The organism is Paraburkholderia sp. MM6662-R1 (assembly GCF_050436245.1).
Lineage (GTDB): Bacteria > Pseudomonadota > Gammaproteobacteria > Burkholderiales > Burkholderiaceae > Paraburkholderia > Paraburkholderia tuberum.
In genome coordinates this window covers 1,338,212-1,361,823 of sequence record NZ_JBNDLV010000001.1, presented here as the reverse complement: position 1 = coordinate 1,361,823, position 23,612 = coordinate 1,338,212, and the positions used below count along the sequence as shown (strand labels likewise).

Genomic DNA, 23,612 nt, shown 5'->3' with positions numbered 1-23,612 from the left:
CTTTTTGCTGTTGAGCAGGGTATGAGCGATTTGAACGACGAAGTGTCCTCGGACAAGCCGACGGCCTTCGAACTGTTGGGCGGCGAGACGCGCGTGCGCGACCTGGTCGACCGGTTTTACGACCTGATGGATCTCGAGGCGGATTTCGCCGGGATTCGCGCGCTGCATCCGGCGTCGCTCGAGGGTTCGCGCGACAAGCTATTCTGGTTTTTGTGCGGCTGGCTCGGCGGTCCCGATCATTACATCGGCCGCTTTGGCCATCCCCGTCTGCGCGCGCGGCACCTGCCGTTCGCGATCGCGTCGAGCGAGCGTGACCAGTGGTTGAGGTGCATGGCATGGGCGATGGAGGATGTCGGCTTGCCGGAACCGCTGCGCCAGCGCCTGCTCGGCTCGTTCTTCGAAACCGCCGACTGGATGGTCAACCAACATTCGTTAGTTACGAAAAGATGAACTAGACGATGGTGTCAGTCTTTCGTCTCTTCGAGACGAGCAGCAGATAGGGGGTCCGGGGGAAAGACGACGCCTGTGGATAACTTTGCGTTTGGTCCGCTGCGGCCTCTTTGCGGTGGTAAGTTTCGCTTGGAAGCATGAGACCGACCTATTTGCCACTTCGTTCGAGCGGCAGTATCTGGAAGGCATAGCGCCGGTCGGCCGCCTGCGTGAGCCGCGTTCAAGATGGCGCGCTATACAGTGCATGACTCCCCGGAAAAGGCCTCTACGCGCACTTACCCGGCAAATATGAACTGGCCGAGGTTTATGGACTTTCTATCAAACAATCCGTCGACGCTCTAGACAGCGGCCTTGGCTCCTTTTGCCACGGCGCTCGGCTTGCTTCTCGACCGAGCGCACCTGCGCTGGCGGCAGGACGTTTTCGAGACGTGGTTGCTTGAGCGGGAGCGAAGTACGGGTCCGGAGCGACCAACTTGATGTTGCGAATGCATGGCAGGCTCTAGGGTGTCCACGTTTGGCGCCTCAGCAATCCGCCGATTAACGTCACTCATCGGGCTTCTCTTGCCTTTTGTTCGCAGCGGTTTCCGCACGCCGTAGCAGTGTCGACGCAGAGGTGTCGAGAGCGTCGGCGAGTGCAAAAAGGGAGTCGAGCGCAATCTTGCTCTGTCCTCGTTCGACCAACGATATGAAGTTGCGGTGCAGGTTCGCCTTCTCGGCCAGCTCCTCCTGCGAAATGCCTCTCGCGAGCCTCTCCTCTCGGACGACCCGGCCAAAGGCGGCGATGCGGCTCATCTGTCCCCCAGTACTGAACGAATGGGGGAGAGTGTCCTAGCAGCGACTTTAACAATCTACACAATATATTGTGAACATGAGTCGTCTGGTCCAGAATGACCAATATATTGTGAAAACGACCAGTTACTGGAGGTTGCGTGGCGGTGCGAGGCGGCCGTGCCGCTTTGTTTTCAATTCCAATGATGGAGCCACCGTGGTCTATGTTTTTTTCTGCGTGAGCGGCGCTCTTGGCCCGTTGAACCTAAATTTTTCGGTTCCTAGAGCGAATGGCACTTACTTAAGCCCGTGGAGCGTGCCCATATTTTTGGACGCGCTCACGTGCGATGTGACGAGGCTCTTTCAGCCATGGGTAGGACTTCGGTCTTCGTTTGCGCATTCGTGGTTCGATGCGACCGGGGCGACTCCCAACGCAAGACTGCGTGATCAGGTTGAACAGGAGACTCTGGTTGTGAGTTGCCGTCAGACCTCTGGCCAGCCATTCAGTCCATAACTGCACCGTGTGTTTGAAACTCAGTGTTCTCGGGTCAGTGGCATGGTGACTGGCGGCCTGAGCCATCAGCAGCCGAATCACGTTGTAGGCCAGCAGATGGACCCAGATCTCCTTTTCGTTCATGTGGGCAGTCTGGCAATGCAGCACATCCATGCCCATCGTCGTCTTGATGTTACGTAGATCCAGTTCCACGTTCCAGCGCCTGGCGTACAACTGCGAGAGGTCCTGTTTGCTGGTCTTGCGTGCATCAAGCATCGTGGTGACCAGCACCCGGTGATGCAGCCTGGACTCGCGCACCATCAGTTCATCGGGGAAGGCCTGGTACTGCTCATGCGTCATCCAGTCGGGACGCTGCCGGGGTTTGGGCCACGTCACAATGTGATCGCGCGTGCCCAGGGACCGGCCTCGCCGAAAGTCGGTGCGGCGTGCCCCATGCTGTTCCATCACGACGTCCACCCCGGCGGCGATCATTGAGGCCATCAGAAAGTAGTGGCAGTACAAGGCATCGGCGACGATCACGTCACCTTTGCGAAACGTGCCTTGCAGCATGCGAAACGCCGTCAGCTCCCCGCTGCCTTTGCCCGCGTAAGTTCCGACCGCCGACTCCAGTACTGCGCCGCTTGCCAGACAGATCACCGCAACCAGATAGGCCAATGGAAAGCCCACTCCTTCGGCCTGAGCACTGGACTGCGGGAAACGGGCCTGGTTCGACGGCGTATCGGGCATCGAGATCCCGGTGCCGTCAACCAGCTTGACCGGGCGCCCGCGCCACTTCCAGGCAGGCTCGGCCTGCTCATGCAGTTGGCGCCCCGTCTCGCGCGCCAACTCCCGCACCATCGTCAGCGGCAGTCTCTGGCGAGCGCGGCAGTAGCCTCCCGTACGCACACTCATGGGCCGCAGCCCGTCGGCAGCTCGCTGCGCCGCCCACCCGTTGACTGCCTTCTGACAGGAGGCGTCCTCTTCCAGCGCCTGGCGCATGAACATCGACAGTGTCACCGTCGGCGGATACAGCCGTTCCCGATGTTCTGGCAAATACGCTTCCGTTATGCCCAACAGCCCCGGGCTCGTCAGTATGTTGAAGTAGTCTACCGCCTGGGCCCTGCACGCCCGGCTTTGAACCCTGCTTCGTGTTTGCCTGTGATGACTTCGTGCATTACGATCCATGGGGGCTGATCTTTGGAATGAGACGGTGTTTGCCTGGTAACAACCATCGTATCAATCCCTGGATCAGCCCCCTCCCTTTCTCTTCAAGCACTTACCCGCGTCTTCTCCTCCATGTAGGCTTAAGTAAGTGCCATTCTTCCTAGAGCGTGTTAGGTACTTTTCATAATCGGTGCAGCATGAACGAGCATGAGCATGGCGAAGACGACGAAGTGCAGGCCTGCCAGGGTTTCGGGCAGGCGCTCGTAGTCGCGTGCCAACCGCCGGAAGCGGTTGAGCCAGCCGAAACTGCGCTCGACCACCCAGCGGCGGGGCAGCAGCACGAAGCCCTTCTTCGCCTCAGGCAGCTTGATGACCTGCAGCTCAATGCCTTCATCACGTGCGGCCTGTGCAGCAGTGTCGCCCGTATAGCCCTGGTCAGCAAACGCAAGTTTCACCGTCTGACCGGTGACGTGCTGAACCTGACGCGCAAGCTCGGCCACCTGCGCGCGCTCCTGCTCGTGGGCCGGCGTAATGTGCACCGCGAGCAGCATCCCCAGTGTGTCGACAGCCATGTGAACCTTGCTGCCCCGCTTGCGCTTGTAACCGTCGTAGCCCGCACGTGGCCCGCTTTCACACGTGGACTGCAATGTGCGTCCATCGAGAATGACCGCGCTGGGCTGGCCCTGACGCTGTTGCGCCACGCGCAGCACCGAGCGCAAATCGTTGACCATCGCCTCGAAACAACCCGCGTTCAGCCAGCGCTGCGTTTGCTGGTAGACCATTTCCCACGGCGGAAAGTTGGTCGGCAGCATGCGCCACGATGCACCCGCGCGCGCCATCCAACGAAGCGCGTTGAACATTTCGCGCAGTTCGTATCGGCGCTGCGGTGCATCTTCGTTCATCAAGGTCAGATACGGAGCGGCGAAGCTCCATTCCTCGTCCGAAACATCTGTCGGGTATGGCTTGCGTTCTATCATCCCGCCAGGTTACCAGGTCTGACAGAAAGTGCCTAACACGCTCTAAGGAGCAGGGCGCGATGGCAAACATGCGAAGTCTTGAGCCGGACGTGTTGCTTTTGACAGAAACTGTGCGCGACTACCCAGGTGTGGTCATCGTCGCCGGGAACGCTTGGCCGTTTCATTACAGCCTAGACTCGCTGCGACAAGCATTTTCTATATTGGGGCGGCGTGTCACAAATTTCGTCAGCACGCTGGCTGATAGGCAGGAAGAAGCGATTTTTGATTTCATGAAAGACCGCGCCGAGCCATACGTGGTCATTGCCTCCAAAGAGACTGAGTTTTCAGAACCCACCGACTTCCAACGTGTTGATTTTGATATGCAGCTCGGATTTAACGAATCAGCGCAATCAGCTCTGGTCTCGCACCTACGGGCAATTGGAGAGCCTGCAATCCGGGAGCTCTCGTACGACGACATGCTGCGTGCCACGGTTTCGGGGCATGCCCTTCGCCGTGCCAGACGAATGTTCTCGCTCATGCATGCGCGAGAAGACACTCTGTTTCAACAAAGCCTGCACGCCCTAGTCGGAAAGCGTTAAACAGGCGGGATAACTCAGAGCTTTCGTCCCCGGAGACATCCGTCGACCGGTTTGGCGTGAGATTCGTACATCGGGGCGAACTCTAGTGGCACTGGCCGCTGGGCAACTGGAATCGAAGCGGGAACGTGGAATGAAAGTCCGTGAACTGATTGAGCAGCTCGTCACAGCTGACCCTGACGCTGTAGTGGTTTACCTGGACTCGTACGCGGACGTCTACGAGTCCGATGAGATTCATGAAGCCTTCGTGGATTCTTACCTTTGGACTCATGAGACGGGATTGCGATACGGTGAATGGTACGACATCCGATACCCAAGCGGTCCCGAGCCAGTAGAGGGCGAGCGCCACGTAATAGCAGCCCAAAAGCCCGAGCACGTGGTCGTTCTGTCAGATGGGCCCACGAATCTCCGGTACGTGACGCGGTACCAGGTAAGTCAGCGTCAGCAGGAACTTGTTAATCGTGGTCTGCGTAGCCATAGATGGGCGCAGGCAATCAACAGATACGCGCCATCCCGCCTTGTTCGCAGGTGGTCGAACGAAAATCCGAATTTGTCCGACCGAGGTAGGCTTGCTCAACGCAAAAGACGGAGGTTTTTGGGTGTTTCCAAACCGAGCGGCCGTAGCCTGGTCACGGTGCCTCGTGCTGTCAGAAGTACGCTCAGGCTCAAGGCTGGAACTCGATTGTGCTGGTATCTCTCGGGCGACGGTTTCGTCTCTTTGAGAACCGGGCCTACCCATTTGCGAAATGGGACCACGCCATGACTATGCGCTATGAGAGAACGAGAGCACCGAGGGAGGTGCGAGGCCTGCTCCTGCAGCTATCTCGCTTGCCTTCTGAACTCAATGCCTGCGGTTTGCGAGAGTTAGCACTTCGCGTCATCAGACAGTACCCAGACGACGGAACCCTCCGATTGATTGCGGAGCAGACGATGTGCTGGCCCCAACGCGTTGGGAGAGATATCAAATGATGCAGAGCTGTCGTTCACCTGTGTCTCCGCCGGTTGAAGAATTGCCTGAGAAAGGGCGCGACGCAGTGACACCAATGAGTAATTCCAGCCCCACATCGCCGATGAAAGTAAGCGGTCCTTGGTTTTACGTGTGCTACGGCTCGCGCGAGGGCCGGGGTATGGGGGACGGGTTTGTGGTGCAGACATATTCAGACCTGTACAAATTGCTGACTGAAGAAAGCGCCGATAAGACTGAGGCAGATGTGTATATCTGTTCGAAGGAAAAAGGGGGGCCAATGGCGTTCAGACGCGTCGTCGCATTGAGGCCGGTGCGAAGCCCGGACATGCACGCATTTGAGCTCGAAGCCGGGCAAGTTGTGCTGTGGGTAGATGGAAAAACGAGTGCCAAGGCTTATATTGAAATTGGTGGCCGCGTATCGTTGGTCGACTAGAAAGCATCGAGCTCAGGAGGGGCGAACATGCAGCTTGAAAGCGGCTTTAAATGCAATTATCGACTCGACGACTCCACAATCTTCGTACGGTGACCTGCAGCGAGCGGCCTTGAGGGCAGACGTTCAGGCGCCTGCCAATAGCCTTGGATGTAGATGTTGAGCGCTTCTATGACTGAGAGCAACGACAGGGTTGAAAAGACGAAAAGGGGCCGGGAGGTCCTGTTCTTGGATTTTGACGGGGTTATTCACTGCCTTGGCGCGGTAAGGACGCGACACGGAATTCGGAGCGCGTCTCCTTCAATCAATCTGTTCGAATTCGCCCCAGTTTTGTCTGAGCTCTTGGAGCCGCATGTTGGAGTGGAAATAGTTCTCTCAACATCGTGGGTACCTGCTCTTGGTTTTCAACGAGCGAGAGACGCGTTGCCTGCCACGCTTAGGAATCGAGTTGTCGGCGCAACGTATCACTCGAAATTTGCAGACGCGGGCAGGTGGTCGACGATTGAGCGCGGGACGCAGGTGCTACGCTATGTCTGGACACATCGTTTGACCAGATGGCTCGCGATTGACGATGACGTAAAGGGTTTCGGTGAGCACCTCTCACATGTCGTCCGATGTGATGAGAATTTGGGCCTCGGTGATATCGGCACCCGGAATGCGCTGCGCATTCGACTCGCTGAACAATTCGGATAGGCCGATTTTTTCGGAGCAGAACGATGCGAAAGGTTCTATTTATGGATATAGACGGCGTGCTGCATCGAGGCGGCGCTCGTCGTGCCGGCAACCGGGTGATAAGCAGTTCCCCAGAAATTGCATTGTTCGAATACGTTCCAGTGCTCGACGAATTGCTACTTCCTTATTCCGATGTAGAAATCGTGCTTTCAAGCGACTGGTCAGTCGTCCTAGGGACGGAATTTACGCGAAACGCGATTCCATCGTCACTAATTAAGGAGCGCATAGTCGGTGCGACGTTCGACGGTTGCGCATGCAATCCGCTGTTTTGGCCAGTTCTCTCACGCGGACAGCAAATTCTGGATTATGTCGAACGCAATGCGCCGCTCAAATGGTTAGCGGTCGATGACCGAAAGGACGGATTCGAAGCGCACCGGCACAAGCTTGTACATTGTCAAACTGATGCAGGGTTGGGCGACTGTGCTGTGGTCGAGCAATTCCGCGAGAGGCTACAGCAGTATTTCACGGACGGGCCCAGATATGACGCCGAGAACTAACGCGCGCAGGAAAGCAAAGACGCGTGGTGAAAGCACAGACTCGATATCTGAGAGCAGACCGAGCCGACGGGCTAAAAAGCAACTAGCCGTAGCAGTCGACCACGGCCTCGAACCTGTGATATATGAAATAACTCCGCGCCTCTACGTAGAGCTGATGACAACGTCCAGCGCGGAGCTTGGTCGCGCATTTAAGAGAGCTATTCGGGACGAACAATTTGAGCAGCGACCAAAGAGCAGGCCGAAGGCTAAGTCGTAGCCGTGGAGAACGTTGATGGAGATATGGAGGGGGAATGTCTATCTATCTTGAGATTGCTGGAGACGGCCCCGAAATCGTCTGGCTAAGCCACTGGTCGATACGCGAGTCTGCTGACGGTGCGAGGCATTTTGTAGGATACAGTCGGGAAACGCGTAATGGTCGCGTCAGCACAAAAGTACTTCATCTGGATAGCACTACACGTACGGCACAAACACTCAGCGGGCGAATCTACCAGCTTGTCGGCCCGAGCGGGTATCACGCCGATGCGGAATTCGTGTTTAACACGGTCGCGAAGGGTATCGGAGGCGGTAAGGCATGGCGGGATGCGACGGCAGAGCTGATTCCGGATTGTCGGGAGCGCAGCCGTGCTCCTGCCAACTATGACGAGGTGAAGCTCGATGCTGCCGCGCGGCTGCTCTGCCTTTCGCGTGCTTATTTGCGCTCACTGGTTCTTGACGGCAAAATTTCAGGTCGACTGGACGAAGACGGTGCTGTTCAATGGATACCGATTGTCGCTTTGACCGAGTACCGGCAGAGGATGCGCACCGAGCAGAAAGCGGCACTCGAGGCCCTCATGAGCGAATCTCAACGCCTAGGTCTCTATAACTATGACGCGGACCTTCCGCTGCGCTCTGCGTCTAGCGACGAGCCAAACGAATGACGAAGGGGCGAGGCGGTCTATTGTTGCTAGCACCAGATGCATGGACGGCCTATCTCACCATTCGCAGGAGAGTCGGATGAACGGTTTCAAGCTGGAATAACGAAGCCGGGATTGACCGCCCGCAGGATGCCGAAAGTCGCACGGACGAACCAAATAGTCAGGGCGAAACGCCGCCAAGCGACAGGGGTGCAAACCCGGAGTAGACAGAAAGTGGCTTCGCAAGCGGCGGCGCTTCAGGATAGTTCCTGAGAGTTCGCTCAGTACTTTGGCTCTTCGGACGAAGCGGGCCATCAACCGCGAATGAGAGACGCTATGTCTCACAATCGGGCTCCAACATAACTCTGGGTGGAGAACGAATTTCTCACACACCTCCGGGCGCGATTGCTCACGCCGGGCATTGTCTCGCTTCGGGCGGCGAGCAGCACTTCCGCGCATAGCGGCCGTGTGTCGTCTCATGTAGATAGAGTGCGAAAGTGAGGCTAAGCGAAGCCATAGTACGCGGCGCTTAGCGCAGCGTATTTCGTCTGGTCTATGCTTCGTCCGTCATCTCCCACCTTAGCGGTGGGGAGATAATCCTTTGCCGCGACAATTGCTTTCAATTGATTTTCCAGTTGTGCCGTAAAGTTTGTTTTGGTGAGAACACATCCGTCTTCGCAATCGAAGACAATGAGCAAAGGCTCATCAACCTCAATATGTGCGTCGAGAATGGTCTCTGCGTCAATTCCAATCAGGCCACCGTTCAGCATCAGGCATGGATAGTACCTGCCAAACCACGACGCAACGCCCGCACAAACGTCACGTGAACCGTTCATCAAATCACTCGTGCTCATGTCGCGCAGGCTAACGACAATACAATCCTGACCGTCACAGTGTGGAACAGATTCAAGCATTACCCATGCCGGTACGACAAACATATCGGCTTCCTCTTCTGTTAGAGATGTATGGTCCTCAATGTCACCGAGTACGCTTTCGTTTACTTCGTCGAAGGTTAACGTTTTTACTTCATAAGTCAGGGCTGTTCGATTGCTCATGTTTTGTAGACATCGGATTGAACGAGTTTTTGGGCTTGGGATTAACTTGCAGGCGCACCTAATCTGGCGGCAGCAACGTCTCGGCCGCAGAGGGTGCCTCACTGCATTCGCTACTAGGTTGCCGTTAGGGAGATGTGTGTAGTTGCAGTTTCAGAGGGAGGCGAGTTGACCTTTCTGTGCCAACAATTTCTTCGTTTTGGCGTCGTACTTGGCCTGATATCCTTGACGTGCGAGAGCTGTGGCGACACCTTCGGTATGAATCATGCAGTAGGTCGACTTTGTGCTAAGAGGAAAATTGCTAGTAATAGCCTCGCCAACTGCTCCCGAGCTAAGAGCTTCAATCGCTTGGTCACAAAAAATAGCTGATGATTGGACAGGTTTTACAGGGCGAAGGAGTGCGGCTTTGTCGATTCGACGCGTCAAGGGAATAACAAATAGGTGCGTGTTTTCACGGCTCAACGCTACCGAAGCCGACCCGTCGGTATTCCAACTGTTAATGGCGCTTGAGACGGCAGAGTCCGCTGGGTCGGCCAGCCACGACAAGATTGCGTCAGCAAGTTGAATTACGAATAGCAGCATCGGTGTACGAGAACCGTCTATAACCAATGTGGCAAACCTTGAACGGCGCGCGTTAGCGCAGCTTAGTGGGTCGAATTCGACGGGCTGTTCAAGAACAAACCCTCGAAATCGTGGGTTGGGGGAACCGTATTCAGCAGCAGGCAGAAGGAGTCCCAGCGGGACGTCGAAATTTTGGTATGGGTTGTAGATAGTCATTCGTTTGTATAAATAGTTCTAGTTGATTTCAAAGGGGTGATGTGAGATTAACTATTCGACTGATATAAATCAACGGTTAAAATGAATTTCCGTTGATTTTTTTAAAAAATATAAGCATTTGGATTTTGTGTTTATATATTTAAATATAAGGACTTGGTGGAGCGATGAAGTTAATGCTGGGATACGAGCCTGTGTCGGTGTGGTCACGAGCGGTCGCAGTTCGCTCTTGCATGCAACACTAGGCTGAGAAAGATTCATCCGGAAACATCGACGCCCGTGCAATGGAATGCGATGTCCGAGGTTATCAACCAGCGGTTATTTGATGACGCCCGGACTACGGGCATGTCTTATCTAGGGTGGCAGCGTAATCGCGTTTTCCGCAACGTCATTGGTGGGTGGTCAGACGGGCCGTCGGCAACACGGAATCGGCTGTCAGGCTAAAGGCCACGTCCAGTCGAGTCTCGAGTGCAATCGAAACGAACTTCTTGTCCGCCTCGGAGAAGGGATTTGGCGTAGCACGGGCGCAGTTCGGGGCAATGGATGTCGATGACCGAGCCATTGAAATCTACGGGGTATCGGTAAGTTTCGTTGAAAATTGGATTTGTGCCGAACAGCGCAGCTTGAGTGCGATGCCTCTCCCGGATAGTCTAGAAATTGCACCGCGTCTTCGAGCAGTCCCCAATTCTCTCCGCCTGCTTCCAAGCCGGCTGGTTCCCACTGCATCGAGAATCTCCTGCGCGAAATCCAGCCGGCCGAGTGCGCGCTGAACGCTCACGGTAGGGGAATGACTTTCATGAGGAACGACTCTCATCTTCAGCTTGGAATTCAGCGAAGAATGCACCCGGGTCACGGAAGTTGCCCGCCCGAATGTTTTTTTTAATCTAGAGCGAGAATTTTCAGAAGCGCGAGCGCTTGTTGCTGGTCCTCATAGGACTGCGCGTCCTGAACAACGACACAAGCCACGCCGTTCTGGGTGATGAGGATGGGCTCGCCAGTCTCGGTGACGATTTTCACCATCTCGGCCGTATGGCTCTTCAGGTAGCTGACGGGCTTGATTAGGCGGGGTTTCACAGGCGTCTCTCCTGACCAAGGTCTTAATTTGATATCAATCTAGACTGAGTTGACCTGCAGCCTCGCACAGTCGCGCATCGTCCCGCCATGCGTAAATATCTTAGAAAGAAAAGGACCCGCAATCCCTGGTACGTGCCGGGGAGCCTCTCAGTCGCGCAGGCATCGGGGATGGGTACACATATCAGGCTACCGACTAGAGTAACGACGGAATGCCATTTTTGGTCGTGGAAGGCGGCCATGGTGCCGATGAAATGGATGACTGAGTAGTAAGATTGACTCTCTTTTCCGCCGTCGGTGCGGTCCCATCTGTAGTTCCGAAATAAGTCCAAAACAGTTACGTTGATACCCGCTGGCGAATCCATGGCTGGAATCGAACCAAGTTTGTGGCAAGCCCTCAGTGCTGCCTTGCGTTCAACAACAACCAAATATGTCGCCTCGAAGGTCCCGCGAGAATGCGAGCAAACGCAGCCCGGCACTGCGTGCACGTGTAGTGCTCCTCTCGCCGGGAATCTTCAACCGTACCGACGCCGTTGAGCACAAGATTTTGATGAGGCGGTTCTGCCGCCGGTTTGCCATGAAGGTCGGCGCACTCCGCGCAAGGTTGTATCCAAAGGTCCATGCTTGGATTGTCGGAAAGCGGGAGCCTGTCATGCAGCGAGACGGTGCGCGTAGTACGGCCGGTTCCTGTCATCAAGTATCGCGTACATGTCCTGCAAGTTCGATGCATCCGGGCTAAGCCAGGCGTCATGTGCTGGGGTTGATAGGGATGATGTGCCAATCATAACCACGTCCATGCGAAGTCTTTGAAAGAATGGCGAGGTGTATCTCACTGTCTCTTCAGGGAGACCACGGCTGGCATAGCGGCCAAATTCGCAGCGTCGTGAGGTGAGCGGTGTTTCCTAAAACCGCTCCACCCATGGTCGGAGTTCCACCTCCCACGTCCACGCACTGCGGTGCTGACGATGAACGTGCAGGTATTCCCACGCTATTGCGTCAGGGTTCAACCATTTGTCGTCCGTGCCGCCATCGTCTGATTGTGCCCAGCTACTGGCAATGCCGCCGTCAATCACAAAATGCGCAACGTGGATATTCCTTGGGGCAAGCTCTCGCGCCATACACTGGGCCATTCCCCGCAGGGCGAATTTTCCCATGGCAAACGGTGTCGAACCGGCTAGCCCTTTCACACTTGCCGTAGCACCGGTCAGCAGGATGGTGCCGTGGCCGCGGGCCAGCATGCGCACGGCTGCGGCTTGCGCGACGAGAAAGCCGCCGAATGCGGTGACCCTAAGGGCGGCTTCAAGTCTCTCTGCCTCGATGGCTTCAACTGCCGCGCGATAGCGGCCACTCGCGTTGTAGACAACGAGGTCGGGGACGCCAAAGACGCGCTCTACCTGGTCAAAGAGTGCTGCAACCTCGTCCGGGCGACTGGCGTCGCAGCCCACAGCCACTCCACGCGTCTCGTCGACCAGGTCGGCGAGCTTGCTCGTGTCGCGTGCGGCGAGCGCAACCTGCATACCTTCCGCCGCAAACAGGCGAGCAAGGGAGGCGCTCAATCCCTTTCCTGCACCCACAATCAGCGCTGTCTCGGTTCGATTCACGGTTCCTCCGAATTCAACAGGGACTAGAGTAGCTACGTATGCCGTGCCGTCAGTCCGTTTCCGCACATCCTAACTATTTAGCGGAGGGGATTGCGGGATGGACGCTTCGTCATATTGTCCGCCGGCAACATGCCCGGCAAGGCCTCCACAAAGAAATCTGCCTGCAATGCAGCCCCAGCCTGCACGTCGTACTGTGCAAAGTCGCGCACACCGGCTGCCAGCAGAACCTCGTCGTCGAGGAAGAAATTTCCCGAACACTCCCTGGCTTGGCGCGTCAGGATATAGTGGGCCGCATCGGCAACTATCTCAGGCTTGCGACACGCTGCAATCATGTCCTTACCACCAATCTCATTTCGCACAGCCGCGGTCGCGATAGCTGTTCGAGGCCACAGCGAATTGACTGCGACACCTCGGTCTTTGAACTCCCCGGCAAGCGCTAATGTGAACAGGCTCATTGTGTATTTTGCAATGGTGTATGCCGGAAAGTCGCCAAACCATTTTGCGTCGTGGACCAACGGAGGTGATAGCGTGAGGATGTGCGGGTTCGGCGAATTGAGGAGATGCGGCAGGCACGCTTGCGCGCACACGAACGTGCCTCTGCCATTGACCCCATGCATCAGGTCGTACCGTTTGACGGGTGTGTCTAGCGTGCCAGTCAGTCGAATGGCGCTGGCATTGTTCACGAGGATATCGATGCCACCGAACAACTCAACGGTCTCGGCAACCGCGGCTTTCACGCGTTCTTCGTCGCGAATATCCACAACAAGCGGGAGCGCCCTGCCGCCAGCAGCTTCAACAACTGCAGCCGCCGTGTGAATCATACCCTCGAGACGTGGGTCTGGGTCGGCGGTCTTTGCGGCAATCGCGACATTCGCGCCGTCGCGTGCGGCTCTGAGTGCAATCGCGAGTCCGATGCCGCGACTGCCACCAGACATGAATATGGTCTTGCCGGCAAGGGTCATGGTTGTCTCCTGAACACTCCCTGTAGCATACGCTGCTGCCGTCATCACGCCGTTGCCGATGTAGACGTTACTCGTGAAGGGGATGGCGTACGTTACTCATCTCGTTGTGAGCCGCAGTCGCTGAACCCCTCGTTCGCGCGTGGCTTCCTTCGCTTGAGTTTTGTATCGTGCAACTGGCGACCTTGCCAAGCGCAAGCTGCTGCCAGCACCCTATGAGGCGCATCGCGCAGACTCGGTGCCCGCGGCAGGAGTAAGTATTGGCGTGGTACGCAGACGACTTGACGCCAGTGCTAACTGCGACTGGCAGCGACCCTGCAGATTGGTGAGCGAGTCCAGGTCGCCGACGACTTTCTGACTGCGTCGTATTCATCGTGAAAGCCTACATGACCGGCGGGGGGCTGCCGGCCAGAATGTGCATTTCAGTTTTACCTGGTTTGGCAAGCCACCCGTACAGTCCCAGCCGCTCGCTCTTGCCCTGTACCCGCCAGCAGTGAGCGGGACAGGAGAACTGTATGAAACGCGCCAGCCTTTTACTGGCAGCGGGCACTACTGCCCTGTTTTTGCCGGCATAACATCGTCGTCCGGCGACATACTGTGCATGCCTGTATCGGTCGAGCCAGTGTTCTTTGTCATTTTGCCCGGTCTCGCGTTCCACGGGCTCGAGACAGGCTCGCTGTGGTATGTCATCCCTGCTGTTGCGGCACCGTGAGCACCGCCGCCCCCACTTCCACCGTTCCCATTCCCTCCACCTTGCGCAAACGTCGCGCTCGAGGCGCAGAGCGAGACGACAGCGACGCACGCCAGCACGACTTTCCGCGTTACCTTTTCCATCACATTTCTCCTGCGATTTCGGCGCGTGCTGTAGCAGCGTCGAAGTTTCATGCGCCGCTAACGGCTGACCGTTGGATGACTGATTGCGCAGCGGCGAAACGCAAGCAGCCGCTCGGGCCAGAACAGGGCAGACAGTTGCCTTATCCGGACGCCAGGCATGCAGGTAAGTCGTGGTTTGGCGCCGAAAATGACAGAGCCGGGCTGGATTCGAACATTTGACCGTGCGCGCCGGTCCTGCTACTTCGGCATCGGTATCTTGTCGACCATCATGACTACGCCGTTACCCTGGATGGCGTCGTAGGCCGAGATGTCTGCCGTGTGCCCCCGCAGCGTCCAATAGCACGATGTTGTGTGGTCCGTCCGTCCGAGGACGTGAGCGTCTCGCCGTTCACGGTTTTAAGTTCCACCTCGCCGTCACCTTCCCTGATGGGCTGGTCGGGCAACTAAAAATCGTAACGCCCCGGGATAACGGGACAGGGAAGGATACAGGTCAGCATCGGCTTGTTTTCTGGTTTGATAAGGTTGTCGACCGTGGCCGGCGGCAATGCTGCAAATGCTTCATTGGTTGGTGCGAAAACGATAAGGCGCGCAACACGCTTGTGCGTACCCACGAGGCCTGCTGCCTTAACTGCGACGACGGGCGTGGTGTGTTCCGTCGAATTCATCGCGATGTCCACAATGTCTTCAACGGGATACGTCGCCTGACCGCCCGCCGTGACGGTATCGCTAGCCGCGAAAACCCGGACCCTGCGGCTGACAACACGGCAGCAACGAGAAAAGCAGTGTGCTTCATGAGAGGTTTCCTCATGACGCGACGCCGGATTGCGCTGCGTTGACTGCATATACGGGGGCCTCGGGTAGCTGGATGCGGGGGATGACAGGTGTGTCGCTGCTTCCGATGGCAGTGCGAGCGACCAGGCGCGACTGTCGCCCCTGATTTGCCGATTGTCGATTCCGCTGTCAATCATGACCTTAGCGTTCTATAACATAAACGCAGCAGCGGTCTTATTGGTCAATGGGCGTACAACGTCCTGTCACCGGCGCACTCATTGCGCATACTTCTGCCCCGCCCGGTACCAGCCTCGCGTCATTACCCAGGTAGTCATCGAATAAGTCCGGCTTTGGGCACAAACGGTGCAACAAGCCAACTTCGCATTTGCTCGGCTAAACGGCGTCGGAGACGACGCTGTACGGCATTTGGTAAAGCGAAAGCAGGAATCAGCAAGGAGCGAGAAAAGGCCTAATGCAACCCTCGCGTGCTCGTGGGGATGCCAATCCCCTTGTTATTCCGGAGTCGTGTTATTCGCAACACGTTGACGACAAAGAGGTGACGAGATGAAAGTGCAACTTTTAGCTGTAGTCAGTGCGGTATCCCTGCTCGCTGCGACCGGCGCCGCCCACTCGCAGCAAATGCAACCGTCGGGCACAACTGACCCGTCGTCTGCCCAGCAGCCCATGACAACTGCCCAGCCGGCCACGACTATGGACCGCACCCCTGACCTGGGATACGGACCCCAGCCCGGCGGAAGCAGCGGCAGCGGCAAAGCCAGAAACGGTGCCGCGTGCACGGTGGGCCTGTCCTGCGATATCTATCAGGGCAGCTAGCCACGCAGACCCGAAGTGGGCTCCGCACGTCCGAAAATCCCGTGTCGATTTCGAGTTCGGAGCACGCGAATAGCGAATCTCATGCGTGGAAAACTCAACGTAGATTAAAGGAGCCAACGTGAAATCATCACTGATGGTCGCTTCTGCTGCAGGGTTGTTTGTCATGGCCGGGTTTGCGCATTCGCAAGGCGCGCCCCAAGCCCCTCAACCCGCCCCACAGGAAAACGCCGCGACTCAAGCCACCGACCCCAGTGCGGGGATGGAGGCATATGGCGGTATGCCCGATACGAGGGTACAAAGCGGCGTAAAACACAGCAGGCCCTGCAGGGTGGACCCACAATGCAACGTTTTTTTCGGGGGCAGCTAAAAACAAACTGACGGCGCGCGAGCCAACAACGGAAGCACCAGGCGCCCGCGCCGAGATGGGGGCCGACGTCCTTGGTGGGGCTGGCCCGGTCCCCTTTCATTCTTTAAGGTTCGGGGACGCCTGATTCGGGAAGCCTCTGGACATGCGAAGCGCGCCGGCTTCAAGAGCGAGCGGAATGGAGGTCACTACGAGAGTTTGGGCACTCGGGCGCCTTGAGTCCGAAATAGACGCCGCGAATTGCATGCGTCAGGACGTAGACCTCGACTCGGACCGAGTCCCAGTGACTTGTCGACATGTCGCATCTGCTTGGCGGTTTGCAAACGGTGAGCAGGAATTTTTGCTGACCAAAATTGTGCCCGTACCCCTCACTGGGCTCCGTCAGTCGGCATGTTTCGAGTTGCCCGTCGGCCCAAGCAGCGGTCGTTCGACTACGTTGCTCTGCCGCGCTGGGTTTCCCGGTGCGTGACGTTGTCCGCCAGCAACCGTTGCATTGTGGCCAGTAGCATTTGCCCATCTACAGGCTTGCGAAGAAACCCATCGTAGCTGACGAAGGCTGGTGGGCTGGGCTCCCCCGAAACCAGAATGAATGTGACGTCAGCTAAACCGGGACGTGTTCGCAAACGGTGACAGAGTTCGCTTCCCGAGATCACCGGCATGCGCCAGTCGGCAACCACTATGTCGACAGGGGACTCGATGAACATCTTCAATGCCGCCTGGCCGTCGCTCGCGCTTCTTACTTCAAATCCGTCCGCGGCACAGATTGCGCCCCACGCGGCCAAAGCCTCCGCATCATCGTCTACCAGCAGTACGCTTGTCATGACCAATCGCAAGAGTCGCTACATGTTGTTTGGCAACTCGATGCAGGCCAAAGTTCACGGGGCCATTCATCGACGCCGCATATTCGTCGCGCTCGCGTCGTTCGAGAGAATGCGTGTCATGGGAGCATGAAACGGAGGCATCGATGTGCTACTCGGCTCAGATTCTGGTTGACTACCGAAAATTCGTGCGCACCTTCGGCGCCATCACGGACATTAGCGAATTTGCGCGGCTGTTTTTCGAGCGCACCGAAGGCATAAGCAGCGCGAAGATACCCAAGGCGATGGAAGATGCGTTCGCTGAGCCGCAAACTGACGCCGAAGGCGCCATCAAGGCCCTTATCGACAAGTTCAACGAGCAACAGACTTCGAAGCTCGAACAGGACCTCTTCAAACGGCGAAAAAGGCTGGCGTCTCCGGTCGCACTGCGGTAGCGCGCTCCTTTCTGCGTTGATTGGTCGCTCGCAATTGCAGGCGTAAGGTTGTCCGGCTTGATGCCAATCGCCTTAATCCGGCGACAAAGATAAGCAACTATGCTATCTCGCTTTCTTTCATCCATGACAGGCTGACGGTGTGGGACACGCAACAATTCGGAAAAAAAGCTGGATAGCATATGCCGACGGAACCGGCTTTTTGATGGCTGCGAGGCACCTGAAGCAGGCAGCCAGTCCCTAAGCGGTGCGTTACAGCGACTCAAGGGCGTCGAGTCGCACTTGCGCAATCTCGCCCGGATGTTGGCCGCGGTATGCATCGAAGAGCTGTGAGCATAGCTGGGCGAGCGAATCAAGGCCTACGGCCTGGTCTGCGTGGTCGACCTCGCCTGCGCTGAGAATGTCGTCGAGAACCGGGGCGAGACGGCGTAGTCGCACGAACGTGGCTGCCTCAAGTTTCACATTGAACCTCCTGTGGTCAGGCGGTGGAGAGCACCCTGAGACCGCCTGTGTTCTGGGGATGCTTTAGCGAGTCCGAGTCCAACATACATTAACTCCAGCGCGTGTCAGGCGCCTGTGCGGGCTTTGACCAGCTCGCTGGCGAGAATCATTGCGTCTCTGTTAAGTGGTATGACTCGTCCGCGGACTCGGGGACGGTAGACCGAGTCGCCCAGATTGATATGCTTGCCGGATAGGGCGCAACACCCTGACGCGCGAGCGAGACACGCCGCCCAGACCTGCTCTTCGTAGTTGCAAAGGGTCGCGTCACGCCAGCGCAGCACGAAGAGATAATTGGACAGTTCCTCAACGACGGTCACAGTGAAGGGTCGCACGTCGCCGCAGCCCGTCTGCCGCGGACGGAACGGCTCGCCCGTGGAGCGGCGGCGGCCGGACAGGTCCGGAGCAGTTCGCATCGGGTTTGGCGGGGAAGAAAATCGATGGATGGCTGCGAGCGTCGATGCCCAGGGGTCCATGCCATTCGGCGACGAAGTGCCGCAAGCGGACTTTGACTGGGCGAGCCGGCCCGGCCGGTGCGGCGACGGATAGTGGGCTGAAGGCAGCGCGGGGACAATAGACGTACGATTGGAGCCACTCTCTGACAGGATGGTGGAGCCCGTATTCGGTTCAGCGTTCAACATCGTCTTCCTCCCTTTAGCACTGTTTCCGGCGGCTGCGCTTTCTTCGAAAATGCGGTACTCCTCGATGGAGGCAGGAATGGCTTTCCATTGGCGGCATATCGAAGTGACCAGTCACGGCGATTGGGCCTTACTGTGACTGTGCAGTCGAAGCAGTTCGAGCAGGCGCGGGGCCGCGACTGGCTTTCTGAGAAATGCCGCCACCTGCAGGTGGGCCGGTGGTGTCGCCACCGCTGAGTTTAAAAGGACAGGAATAGTTGCGAAGTCCGGCTCGGCCGCGAGCGCACCTATGAGGGTGGGCCCGTCCATGACCGGCATCATGAAATCCGAAACCACGATGTCAGGGCGCCTTCGGCGTGCTGCCTGCAGTGCCTCATCCCCGTTCAACGCAGTCATTACCTCGTAACCTTCTCCGCAAATCAACGTTTCAAGCGCCTGAAGCAGGCTCATGTCGTCATCGACCAGTAACACCATCACCATGACCCGCCCCCGAAGCGGTGGTCTTTCACTTCGTCTGTTTGCCGGCAACAGCTATTCCGCTGCTCGCACGCGTTGAAAGCAGTGCGTTGGACGGGAGCGTTCTCGCGGCAGCTGACGTCGCCGACAGCACAGTCTGCGCTTCCGTCTTCATCAGGTGCGCATGCTTGCCCAGTGGGAGCAGCCTGACTCGCGCGCCTTACCGCGACAAGCGATGGCCGACATTCCGACGCTGACTTTCCGGCTGCGAGCATTTTCTGTTCAAACGCCTCTAGCAGAAACTCTGGGACCGCGTCGCTTAGCGCCTGCGACAGACGGTCGAGCGTCTGTTTTCTTCCGTCGTCGAGAGCGGCTGTCAACAGCGCCGCGAGTTCCTCCGTCAGTGCGGTGGCAATGGGCGCGAGCTGTGTTTTGAGGTCTTCGCGTAGAGTCGGAATTCCCGATGGGGTGATGCTCCTCAATGCAGACTTGCGCTTTGCGGCCATTGGTGGCTCACCAAGGTCTTTCGGTAGCGTGCATCCGCGCGGTGCGTCAGTGCCGGAAGCCGTTGAAATGTCAACGACCTGCACAACAGAGTTTCACGGTACGTGGCTAGAGGTCGAATAGTCCCTGACTTGCGGCTACTGGATGCATATTGCGGAGAGGTCGACGGTACGGCGATAGATGTTCCTGTCAAGCCACGGCACGAACGTGTACTCCGCATACGCGTTACTGCCGATATATATCCAGTTGTGCAAAACAGCTGACACGATGAATCCTTGAAGACGTTAAAAAAACGAACGGGTCGGGCCACCCCAAAAGGCGATGTTGTGGTCGGGCCGAACCGCGAGCTTTGCACTGTCATAACGGCAACGCTGTCTCGATGAGAGAAGAGTAGGTTTTGCCGAACGGAAAATCTACTATGCGGTCGGATATGTCGATACCGCGTTGGCGTTACCTGGTTATACGGGCGTATAACTTCGCTTAGGAGTTTTAACGAGCGGTGCCGAACCGTGCATAGTCCAGTCCCGCCTTGACCCTGAAGGCGATGTTGTCGCCGCGGTTAGAGCGTGTTAGGAACTTTGCATAATCGGTGCAGCATGAACAAGCATAAGCATGGCGAAGACGACGAAGTGCAGGCCTGCCAGCGTTTCAGGCAAGCGCTCGTAATCGCGTGCAAGGCGCCTGAATCGGTTGAGCCAGCCAAAGCTGCGCTCGACCACCCAGCGACGGGGCAGCAGCACGAAGCCCTTCTTCGCCTCAGACAGTTTGATGACCTGCAGCTCAATGCCTTCTTCGCGTGCGGCCTGCGCAGCCGTGTCGCCCGTATAGCCCTGGTCAGCGAATGCAACTTTCACCGTCTGACCGGTTTCGCGCTGAACCTGACGCACGAGCTCGCCCACCTGGGCGCGCTCCTGCTCGTTGGCCGGTGTAATATGCACCGCGAGCAGCAGGCCGAGCGTGTCGACAGCCATGTGGACTTTGCTGCCTCGCTTGCGCTTGTAACCGTCGTAGCCCGCACGCGGGCCGCTTTCACACGTGGACTGCAATGTGCGTCCATCCAGGATGACCGCACTGGGCTGGCCTTGCCGTTCCTGAGCCACGCGCAACACCGAGCGCAAATCGTTCACCATCGCCTCGAAGCAACCCGCGTTCAGCCAGCGTTGCGTTTGCTGGTAGACCAGTTCCCACGGCGGGAAGTTGGTCGGCAGCATACGCCAGGACGCGCCGGCGCGCGCCATCCAGCGCAGCGCGTTGAACATCTCGCGCAGTTCGTATCGGCGCTGCGGTGCATCTTCGCTCATCAAGCTCAGGTACGGAGCGGCGAAGCTCCATTCCTCGTCCGAAACATCCGTTGGGTATGGCTTGCGTTCTGTCATGCCGCCAGGTTACCAGGTCTGACACAAAGTGCCTAACACGCTCTAAGGACTCGGGGTCTGGTATTCGCGAGGAAAAGCTTCCGCGACCTTCGAACCGTTCTTCACGACTTGCATTTCCGGCAGGGCGATGGGTCTGCGATTTCCAGTTCAATTCATGCAGCCCATGGTGGGCAAATCTGGGCCCCCAGTTGTTCTTAAGGCGGCGCAACATTCTCATTCAGCCTCTCGCCCGCCCTGACACAGGAGGTGGATGCGAAGGCGGATATAAGCGCTGCGCGCGGGTTGCGTCTAGAAGGATGCGAAGCGCCACAACGGCTCACATTGATACTGCGTATCTGCTGGAGCTGTCTGTAGGAAGCATCACATGTGGCCATGCATGCTGTATCCGGCGTCGCGGCAGGCACGTATTGAGGAGCTCAAGGAAAATTTTCTGGCAAGACATGGAAGCGCCGACCTAAAACGTTTTCTCCTGGCATTAGCGGTAAAACTCGATGCACGTGCAAACAGTGAGGGCGCCGTTGCGGTTCGACATTACGCAAAGTATGGAGCAGCTCCAGAAGCTCCCGTCGGCTCTGCACTCGCGCTCGCGACAAGAGGACACTGCGTACAGCATCACGCTAATCGCGGCCGCCGCAATTTCATCTACCTGGACCCTGCTTCTGCGGCGAAAGGTCAGAAAGCTTTTCGCCCCGTGCCTGTGACGCCTCCCGGATGGATGCGGCAATTTCCGCACCGAATAAGAAAACGACGGCAGAGAAATATAGCCACATCATCAGCACGGCAAGAGAGCCTGCCGCACCGAACGAGTTTGCGGTGCCGGCATGGGCGAGATAAAACGCGAAGAGATGCCTCCCAGCCGTAAAAAGCACCGATGCAGTCACACCGCCGATAAGCGCATGACGAAAATGCACCTTTGCATCCGGCAGCCACTTGATAAGGGCAGCAAACCCAATCGCGAGTATCACCAGCCCGAAGACTGATTCACCTACCGCCGCGAGCACAACCAAACTGGAGTCACCAAAAATCGCATGGCCGGCAAACTGTATGGCCGCGTCCAAGACAAGGGACACGACCAGCAGGAAACCCAGTCCCATGACCATCCCGAAGGAAATCAGACGCGCGCGCAGCAGGAGCGCTAGTCCGGCGATACCTTTAGGCGACTCTGCGCCAAACACGACATCCAGAGCGGTGTTGAGCGACGAAAACGTCGCCGAAGCACCGACAGCCACCAGGACAATAGACAGTGCAGCGGCGATGCCACTTCCGCTTGCCCTATGTGCGTGTTCGACCAGAGATTGCATAGCGCTCGCAGCATCGTTGCCAAGAACGCCCTTGACCTGGTCAAAGAGCCGCCCTTTGGCTGCGTCCGGCCCGAAGAACCATCCGGCGACGGCAAGTACGATGAGGAGGGTTGGGGCAAGCGAAAAGGCGGAAAAGAAGCCGATGCTCGCGGCCATCATTGACGAACGGTCATCCAAGAATTTGCTGATGGCGGTCCGCGCGATGGCCATCACGGTTAGCTTGCGCTGGACGGCTTGATTTTTTACCTGACGCAACATACGGGAACCTCACGCGCTAAACTGCGGGGAAGCCTGAAAAAGAGAGCCTGGCTAACTGGCTGCTCCGGCTCGCGCAGCCAGTCAGCGGTTTGTGCATATCACTCTCTCTATCGCGCTAGCAGCATCCCGATAATGATGCCGCCGAGCGCTGCAAAGGCAATGGACTTCCATGGACTCTCGTGCGCAAATTCGTCGGTCGAGGCGGAGACGGTCCGGTATCCGCTTGACACGGCTGCTTGCGCGCTGGTGAACGCACTCTTCGCCACCTCGAGCGCGGGTCTGGAGACGTCGGCCGCAGTTCCAGACTCTGTACCCCCGAAGCGCGCTACCGGCGCTGAAGTACCGACGACAGGTGGTTGCGCGAGCACGACTGGCCCGTCCAGCGGCTCAACCTCCGTGGGCGCGGTTGGAGACGGCGCATTACCAAGCGCCGAGCTTGATGTGTCGGTGCGACGTCTCGCGGCGGTGCGAATTCGGTCGGCGTGTTTGCGTTGCTTGCATTTGTGCTCATGACGGTCTCCCCTTGTTGCCTGTCAAAGCTCCCGCGAACGCTGTCCACTGCGGCCTGCGGTCCAGGTGTCGAACGCGACTGGCGCGTCATGTGCCCCGTAGACCGCTGCGGCAGTTTCCTGGGCGTCGACACATGTTCTCGCCTGTATGCGATTACTGCGGATTAGGCTCGTCCTCGTCGGCTTCTTCGCCGTCCTCTGACTCAATCCGGGTTGTTCCACCTGTCGCAGGTGGGTCACTGCCGGGGAAGCTCTCTTCAACAGCCTTGTCAACATCCTCCTCGGACTTGTCACTTGCGGGGTTCTTCTGCTTCGGGCTGGTGGCCATTTCAGTCTCCGGTTGGGTGGAATGAATTGATACAGCAAGGTGTATTCCGCAAATCAGGGTGAGCGCAATTTTCTCGACAGTTTTCGTCTGAGGTCTGCTTGTCTGGACGAGCACATGGCGCGAGCGCACATCGGCAATCAGGAAGAAGAGGACGAGCGGTATGACCAGATGAAGCTGGTCATGGAGTAAGCCGCCACGGGCGGCTCTCGGTTTTATGGGCGCCTTTGAGGCGCTCACAATCTCAAGCGACCGGCTTTGCCGGTGGTATTTGACTACCGCGCCCATCGCG

General features: G+C 57.5%; 25 protein-coding genes and 1 pseudogene. 9 read left to right on the top strand and 17 right to left on the bottom strand.

The genetic code is table 11. The annotated features are described in order from the left end of the window. Positions 1-21 precede the first annotated feature (21 nt). Positions 22-450 (top strand): group II truncated hemoglobin, encoded by a 429-nt coding sequence (locus OKW39_RS06495; RefSeq protein WP_429361964.1) that lies wholly within the window; start codon positions 22-24, stop codon positions 448-450. Between the two features lie 543 nt (positions 451-993). On the opposite strand, the gene OKW39_RS06490 is transcribed toward OKW39_RS06495, so the two are convergent. From OKW39_RS06490 to OKW39_RS06480, 3 genes are all read right to left on the bottom strand, one after another. Then, positions 994-1,242, bottom strand: a complete 249-nt coding sequence (locus OKW39_RS06490; protein WP_429361962.1) for a helix-turn-helix domain-containing protein — start codon at positions 1,240-1,242, stop codon at positions 994-996. A 277-nt stretch (positions 1,243-1,519) separates the two neighbouring features. Further along, positions 1,520-2,896, bottom strand: a complete 1,377-nt coding sequence (locus OKW39_RS06485) for an IS4 family transposase (RefSeq protein ID WP_090800641.1) — start codon at positions 2,894-2,896, stop codon at positions 1,520-1,522. Between the two features lie 149 nt (positions 2,897-3,045). After that, the gene (locus OKW39_RS06480) at positions 3,046-3,849 is read right to left on the bottom strand and encodes an IS5 family transposase (protein ID WP_429363759.1); all 804 of its coding nucleotides are present in this window, start codon (positions 3,847-3,849) and stop codon (positions 3,046-3,048) included. 62 nt (positions 3,850-3,911) lie between these two features. On the opposite strand from OKW39_RS06480, the gene OKW39_RS06475 reads away from it, so the two are divergent. From OKW39_RS06475 to OKW39_RS06450, 6 genes are all read left to right on the top strand, one after another. Then, positions 3,912-4,430, top strand: coding sequence for a hypothetical protein (locus OKW39_RS06475; RefSeq protein WP_429361958.1), 519 nt, complete (start codon positions 3,912-3,914; stop codon positions 4,428-4,430). 756 nt (positions 4,431-5,186) lie between these two features. Beyond that, positions 5,187-5,396 carry a BPSL0761 family protein gene (locus OKW39_RS06470; RefSeq protein ID WP_429361956.1) on the top strand — a complete coding sequence of 70 codons (210 nt, stop codon included), beginning with the start codon at positions 5,187-5,189 and terminating at the stop codon, positions 5,394-5,396. After that, entirely contained in the window at positions 5,393-5,827 is a 435-nt protein-coding gene (locus OKW39_RS06465; RefSeq protein ID WP_429562292.1) for a hypothetical protein, read from the top strand. The genes OKW39_RS06470 and OKW39_RS06465 overlap by 4 nt, the downstream gene beginning before the upstream one ends. A 153-nt stretch (positions 5,828-5,980) precedes the next feature. Next, positions 5,981-6,517 carry an HAD domain-containing protein gene (locus OKW39_RS06460; protein ID WP_429361954.1) on the top strand — a complete coding sequence of 179 codons (537 nt, stop codon included), beginning with the start codon at positions 5,981-5,983 and terminating at the stop codon, positions 6,515-6,517. A gap of 23 nt (positions 6,518-6,540) precedes the next feature. After that, the gene (locus tag OKW39_RS06455) at positions 6,541-7,053 is read left to right on the top strand and encodes an HAD domain-containing protein (RefSeq protein ID WP_429361952.1); all 513 of its coding nucleotides are present in this window, start codon (positions 6,541-6,543) and stop codon (positions 7,051-7,053) included. A 290-nt stretch (positions 7,054-7,343) separates the two neighbouring features. After that, positions 7,344-7,970, top strand: coding sequence for a hypothetical protein (locus OKW39_RS06450; protein ID WP_429361950.1), 627 nt, complete (start codon positions 7,344-7,346; stop codon positions 7,968-7,970). 479 nt (positions 7,971-8,449) lie between these two features. Here OKW39_RS06450 and OKW39_RS06445 read toward each other — a convergent pair whose 3' ends face one another. The 5 genes from OKW39_RS06445 to OKW39_RS06425 form a co-directional block, all read right to left on the bottom strand. Then, positions 8,450-9,001, bottom strand: a complete 552-nt coding sequence (locus OKW39_RS06445) for a hypothetical protein (RefSeq protein ID WP_429361948.1) — start codon at positions 8,999-9,001, stop codon at positions 8,450-8,452. 150 nt (positions 9,002-9,151) lie between these two features. Continuing rightward, positions 9,152-9,775 (bottom strand): hypothetical protein, encoded by a 624-nt coding sequence (locus OKW39_RS06440; RefSeq protein ID WP_429562291.1) that lies wholly within the window; start codon positions 9,773-9,775, stop codon positions 9,152-9,154. An 876-nt stretch (positions 9,776-10,651) separates the two neighbouring features. Next, the gene (locus tag OKW39_RS06435) at positions 10,652-10,846 is read right to left on the bottom strand and encodes a type II toxin-antitoxin system Phd/YefM family antitoxin (RefSeq protein WP_429361946.1); all 195 of its coding nucleotides are present in this window, start codon (positions 10,844-10,846) and stop codon (positions 10,652-10,654) included. Positions 10,847-11,745: 899 nt separating this feature from the next. Continuing rightward, positions 11,746-12,444, bottom strand: coding sequence for an SDR family NAD(P)-dependent oxidoreductase (locus OKW39_RS06430; RefSeq protein ID WP_429361944.1), 699 nt, complete (start codon positions 12,442-12,444; stop codon positions 11,746-11,748). Positions 12,445-12,521: 77 nt separating this feature from the next. Then, positions 12,522-13,406 carry an SDR family oxidoreductase gene (locus OKW39_RS06425; RefSeq protein ID WP_429562290.1) on the bottom strand — a complete coding sequence of 295 codons (885 nt, stop codon included), beginning with the start codon at positions 13,404-13,406 and terminating at the stop codon, positions 12,522-12,524. Between the two features lie 160 nt (positions 13,407-13,566). On the opposite strand from OKW39_RS06425, the gene OKW39_RS06420 reads away from it, so the two are divergent. Beyond that, positions 13,567-13,761 (top strand): hypothetical protein, encoded by a 195-nt coding sequence (locus OKW39_RS06420; RefSeq protein WP_429361941.1) that lies wholly within the window; start codon positions 13,567-13,569, stop codon positions 13,759-13,761. A gap of 919 nt (positions 13,762-14,680) precedes the next feature. On the opposite strand, the gene OKW39_RS06415 is transcribed toward OKW39_RS06420, so the two are convergent. Together OKW39_RS06415 and OKW39_RS06410 are read right to left on the bottom strand one after the other, a co-directional pair. Continuing rightward, on the bottom strand, positions 14,681-15,079 hold the full coding sequence (locus OKW39_RS06415; protein ID WP_429361939.1) for a fasciclin domain-containing protein: 399 nt from the start codon (positions 15,077-15,079) through the stop codon (positions 14,681-14,683). Between the two features lie 1,558 nt (positions 15,080-16,637). After that, a complete protein-coding gene (locus OKW39_RS06410) occupies positions 16,638-17,027 on the bottom strand; it encodes a response regulator (RefSeq protein ID WP_429562289.1) in 390 nt (129 codons plus the stop codon). 143 nt (positions 17,028-17,170) lie between these two features. Here OKW39_RS06410 and OKW39_RS06405 point away from each other — a divergent pair. Continuing rightward, a pseudogene (locus OKW39_RS06405) lies at positions 17,171-17,437 on the top strand (SOS response-associated peptidase family protein); the annotation flags it as partial. Positions 17,438-17,707: 270 nt separating this feature from the next. Here OKW39_RS06405 and OKW39_RS06400 read toward each other — a convergent pair. The 7 genes from OKW39_RS06400 to OKW39_RS06370 all read right to left on the bottom strand — a co-directional run bounded on the left by OKW39_RS06400 (position 17,708) and on the right by OKW39_RS06370 (position 23,608). Next, a complete protein-coding gene (locus tag OKW39_RS06400) occupies positions 17,708-17,917 on the bottom strand; it encodes a hypothetical protein (RefSeq protein WP_429452611.1) in 210 nt (69 codons plus the stop codon). Between the two features lie 104 nt (positions 17,918-18,021). Beyond that, positions 18,022-18,369: a DUF3331 domain-containing protein gene (locus OKW39_RS06395; protein ID WP_429563464.1), complete on the bottom strand. Its 348-nt coding sequence runs from the start codon at positions 18,367-18,369 to the stop codon at positions 18,022-18,024. A 336-nt stretch (positions 18,370-18,705) separates the two neighbouring features. Further along, positions 18,706-19,071 carry a response regulator gene (locus OKW39_RS06390; protein WP_429361931.1) on the bottom strand — a complete coding sequence of 122 codons (366 nt, stop codon included), beginning with the start codon at positions 19,069-19,071 and terminating at the stop codon, positions 18,706-18,708. A gap of 1,049 nt (positions 19,072-20,120) precedes the next feature. Beyond that, on the bottom strand, positions 20,121-20,927 hold the full coding sequence (locus tag OKW39_RS06385) for an IS5 family transposase (protein WP_429361929.1): 807 nt from the start codon (positions 20,925-20,927) through the stop codon (positions 20,121-20,123). Between the two features lie 638 nt (positions 20,928-21,565). Further along, the gene (locus tag OKW39_RS06380; protein WP_429551825.1) at positions 21,566-22,438 is read right to left on the bottom strand and encodes a YihY/virulence factor BrkB family protein; all 873 of its coding nucleotides are present in this window, start codon (positions 22,436-22,438) and stop codon (positions 21,566-21,568) included. A gap of 155 nt (positions 22,439-22,593) precedes the next feature. Then, positions 22,594-22,716 carry a glycine zipper domain-containing protein gene (locus OKW39_RS06375; protein ID WP_429363755.1) on the bottom strand — a complete coding sequence of 41 codons (123 nt, stop codon included), beginning with the start codon at positions 22,714-22,716 and terminating at the stop codon, positions 22,594-22,596. Between the two features lie 433 nt (positions 22,717-23,149). After that, positions 23,150-23,608, bottom strand: a complete 459-nt coding sequence (locus OKW39_RS06370; RefSeq protein ID WP_429361927.1) for a hypothetical protein — start codon at positions 23,606-23,608, stop codon at positions 23,150-23,152. Positions 23,609-23,612 lie beyond the last annotated feature (4 nt).

Excerpts from the sequence above, each read along its gene's own strand:
- OKW39_RS06385 (WP_429361929.1), bottom strand. The coding sequence starts at position 20,927 with ATGACAGAACGCAAGCCATACCCAACGGATGTTTCGGACGAGGAATGG.
- OKW39_RS06490 (WP_429361962.1), bottom strand. The coding sequence starts at position 1,242 with ATGAGCCGCATCGCCGCCTTTGGCCGGGTCGTCCGAGAGGAGAGGCTC.
- OKW39_RS06445 (WP_429361948.1), bottom strand. The coding sequence starts at position 9,001 with ATGAGCAATCGAACAGCCCTGACTTATGAAGTAAAAACGTTAACCTTC.
- OKW39_RS06485 (WP_090800641.1), bottom strand. The coding sequence starts at position 2,896 with ATGGATCGTAATGCACGAAGTCATCACAGGCAAACACGAAGCAGGGTT.
- OKW39_RS06440 (WP_429562291.1), bottom strand. The coding sequence starts at position 9,775 with ATGACTATCTACAACCCATACCAAAATTTCGACGTCCCGCTGGGACTC.
- OKW39_RS06450 (WP_429361950.1), top strand. The coding sequence starts at position 7,344 with ATGTCTATCTATCTTGAGATTGCTGGAGACGGCCCCGAAATCGTCTGG.
- OKW39_RS06410 (WP_429562289.1), bottom strand. The coding sequence starts at position 17,027 with ATGACAAGCGTACTGCTGGTAGACGATGATGCGGAGGCTTTGGCCGCG.
- OKW39_RS06455 (WP_429361952.1), top strand. The coding sequence starts at position 6,541 with ATGCGAAAGGTTCTATTTATGGATATAGACGGCGTGCTGCATCGAGGC.
- OKW39_RS06390 (WP_429361931.1), bottom strand. The coding sequence starts at position 19,071 with ATGGTGATGGTGTTACTGGTCGATGACGACATGAGCCTGCTTCAGGCG.
- OKW39_RS06475 (WP_429361958.1), top strand. The coding sequence starts at position 3,912 with ATGGCAAACATGCGAAGTCTTGAGCCGGACGTGTTGCTTTTGACAGAA.
- OKW39_RS06460 (WP_429361954.1), top strand. The coding sequence starts at position 5,981 with ATGTTGAGCGCTTCTATGACTGAGAGCAACGACAGGGTTGAAAAGACG.
- OKW39_RS06425 (WP_429562290.1), bottom strand. The coding sequence starts at position 13,406 with ATGACCCTTGCCGGCAAGACCATATTCATGTCTGGTGGCAGTCGCGGC.
- OKW39_RS06495 (WP_429361964.1), top strand. The coding sequence starts at position 22 with ATGAGCGATTTGAACGACGAAGTGTCCTCGGACAAGCCGACGGCCTTC.
- OKW39_RS06370 (WP_429361927.1), bottom strand. The coding sequence starts at position 23,608 with ATGGGCGCGGTAGTCAAATACCACCGGCAAAGCCGGTCGCTTGAGATT.
- OKW39_RS06470 (WP_429361956.1), top strand. The coding sequence starts at position 5,187 with ATGACTATGCGCTATGAGAGAACGAGAGCACCGAGGGAGGTGCGAGGC.
- OKW39_RS06415 (WP_429361939.1), bottom strand. The coding sequence starts at position 15,079 with ATGCAGTCAACGCAGCGCAATCCGGCGTCGCGTCATGAGGAAACCTCT.
- OKW39_RS06465 (WP_429562292.1), top strand. The coding sequence starts at position 5,393 with ATGATGCAGAGCTGTCGTTCACCTGTGTCTCCGCCGGTTGAAGAATTG.
- OKW39_RS06395 (WP_429563464.1), bottom strand. The coding sequence starts at position 18,369 with ATGCGAACTGCTCCGGACCTGTCCGGCCGCCGCCGCTCCACGGGCGAG.
- OKW39_RS06380 (WP_429551825.1), bottom strand. The coding sequence starts at position 22,438 with ATGGCCATCGCGCGGACCGCCATCAGCAAATTCTTGGATGACCGTTCG.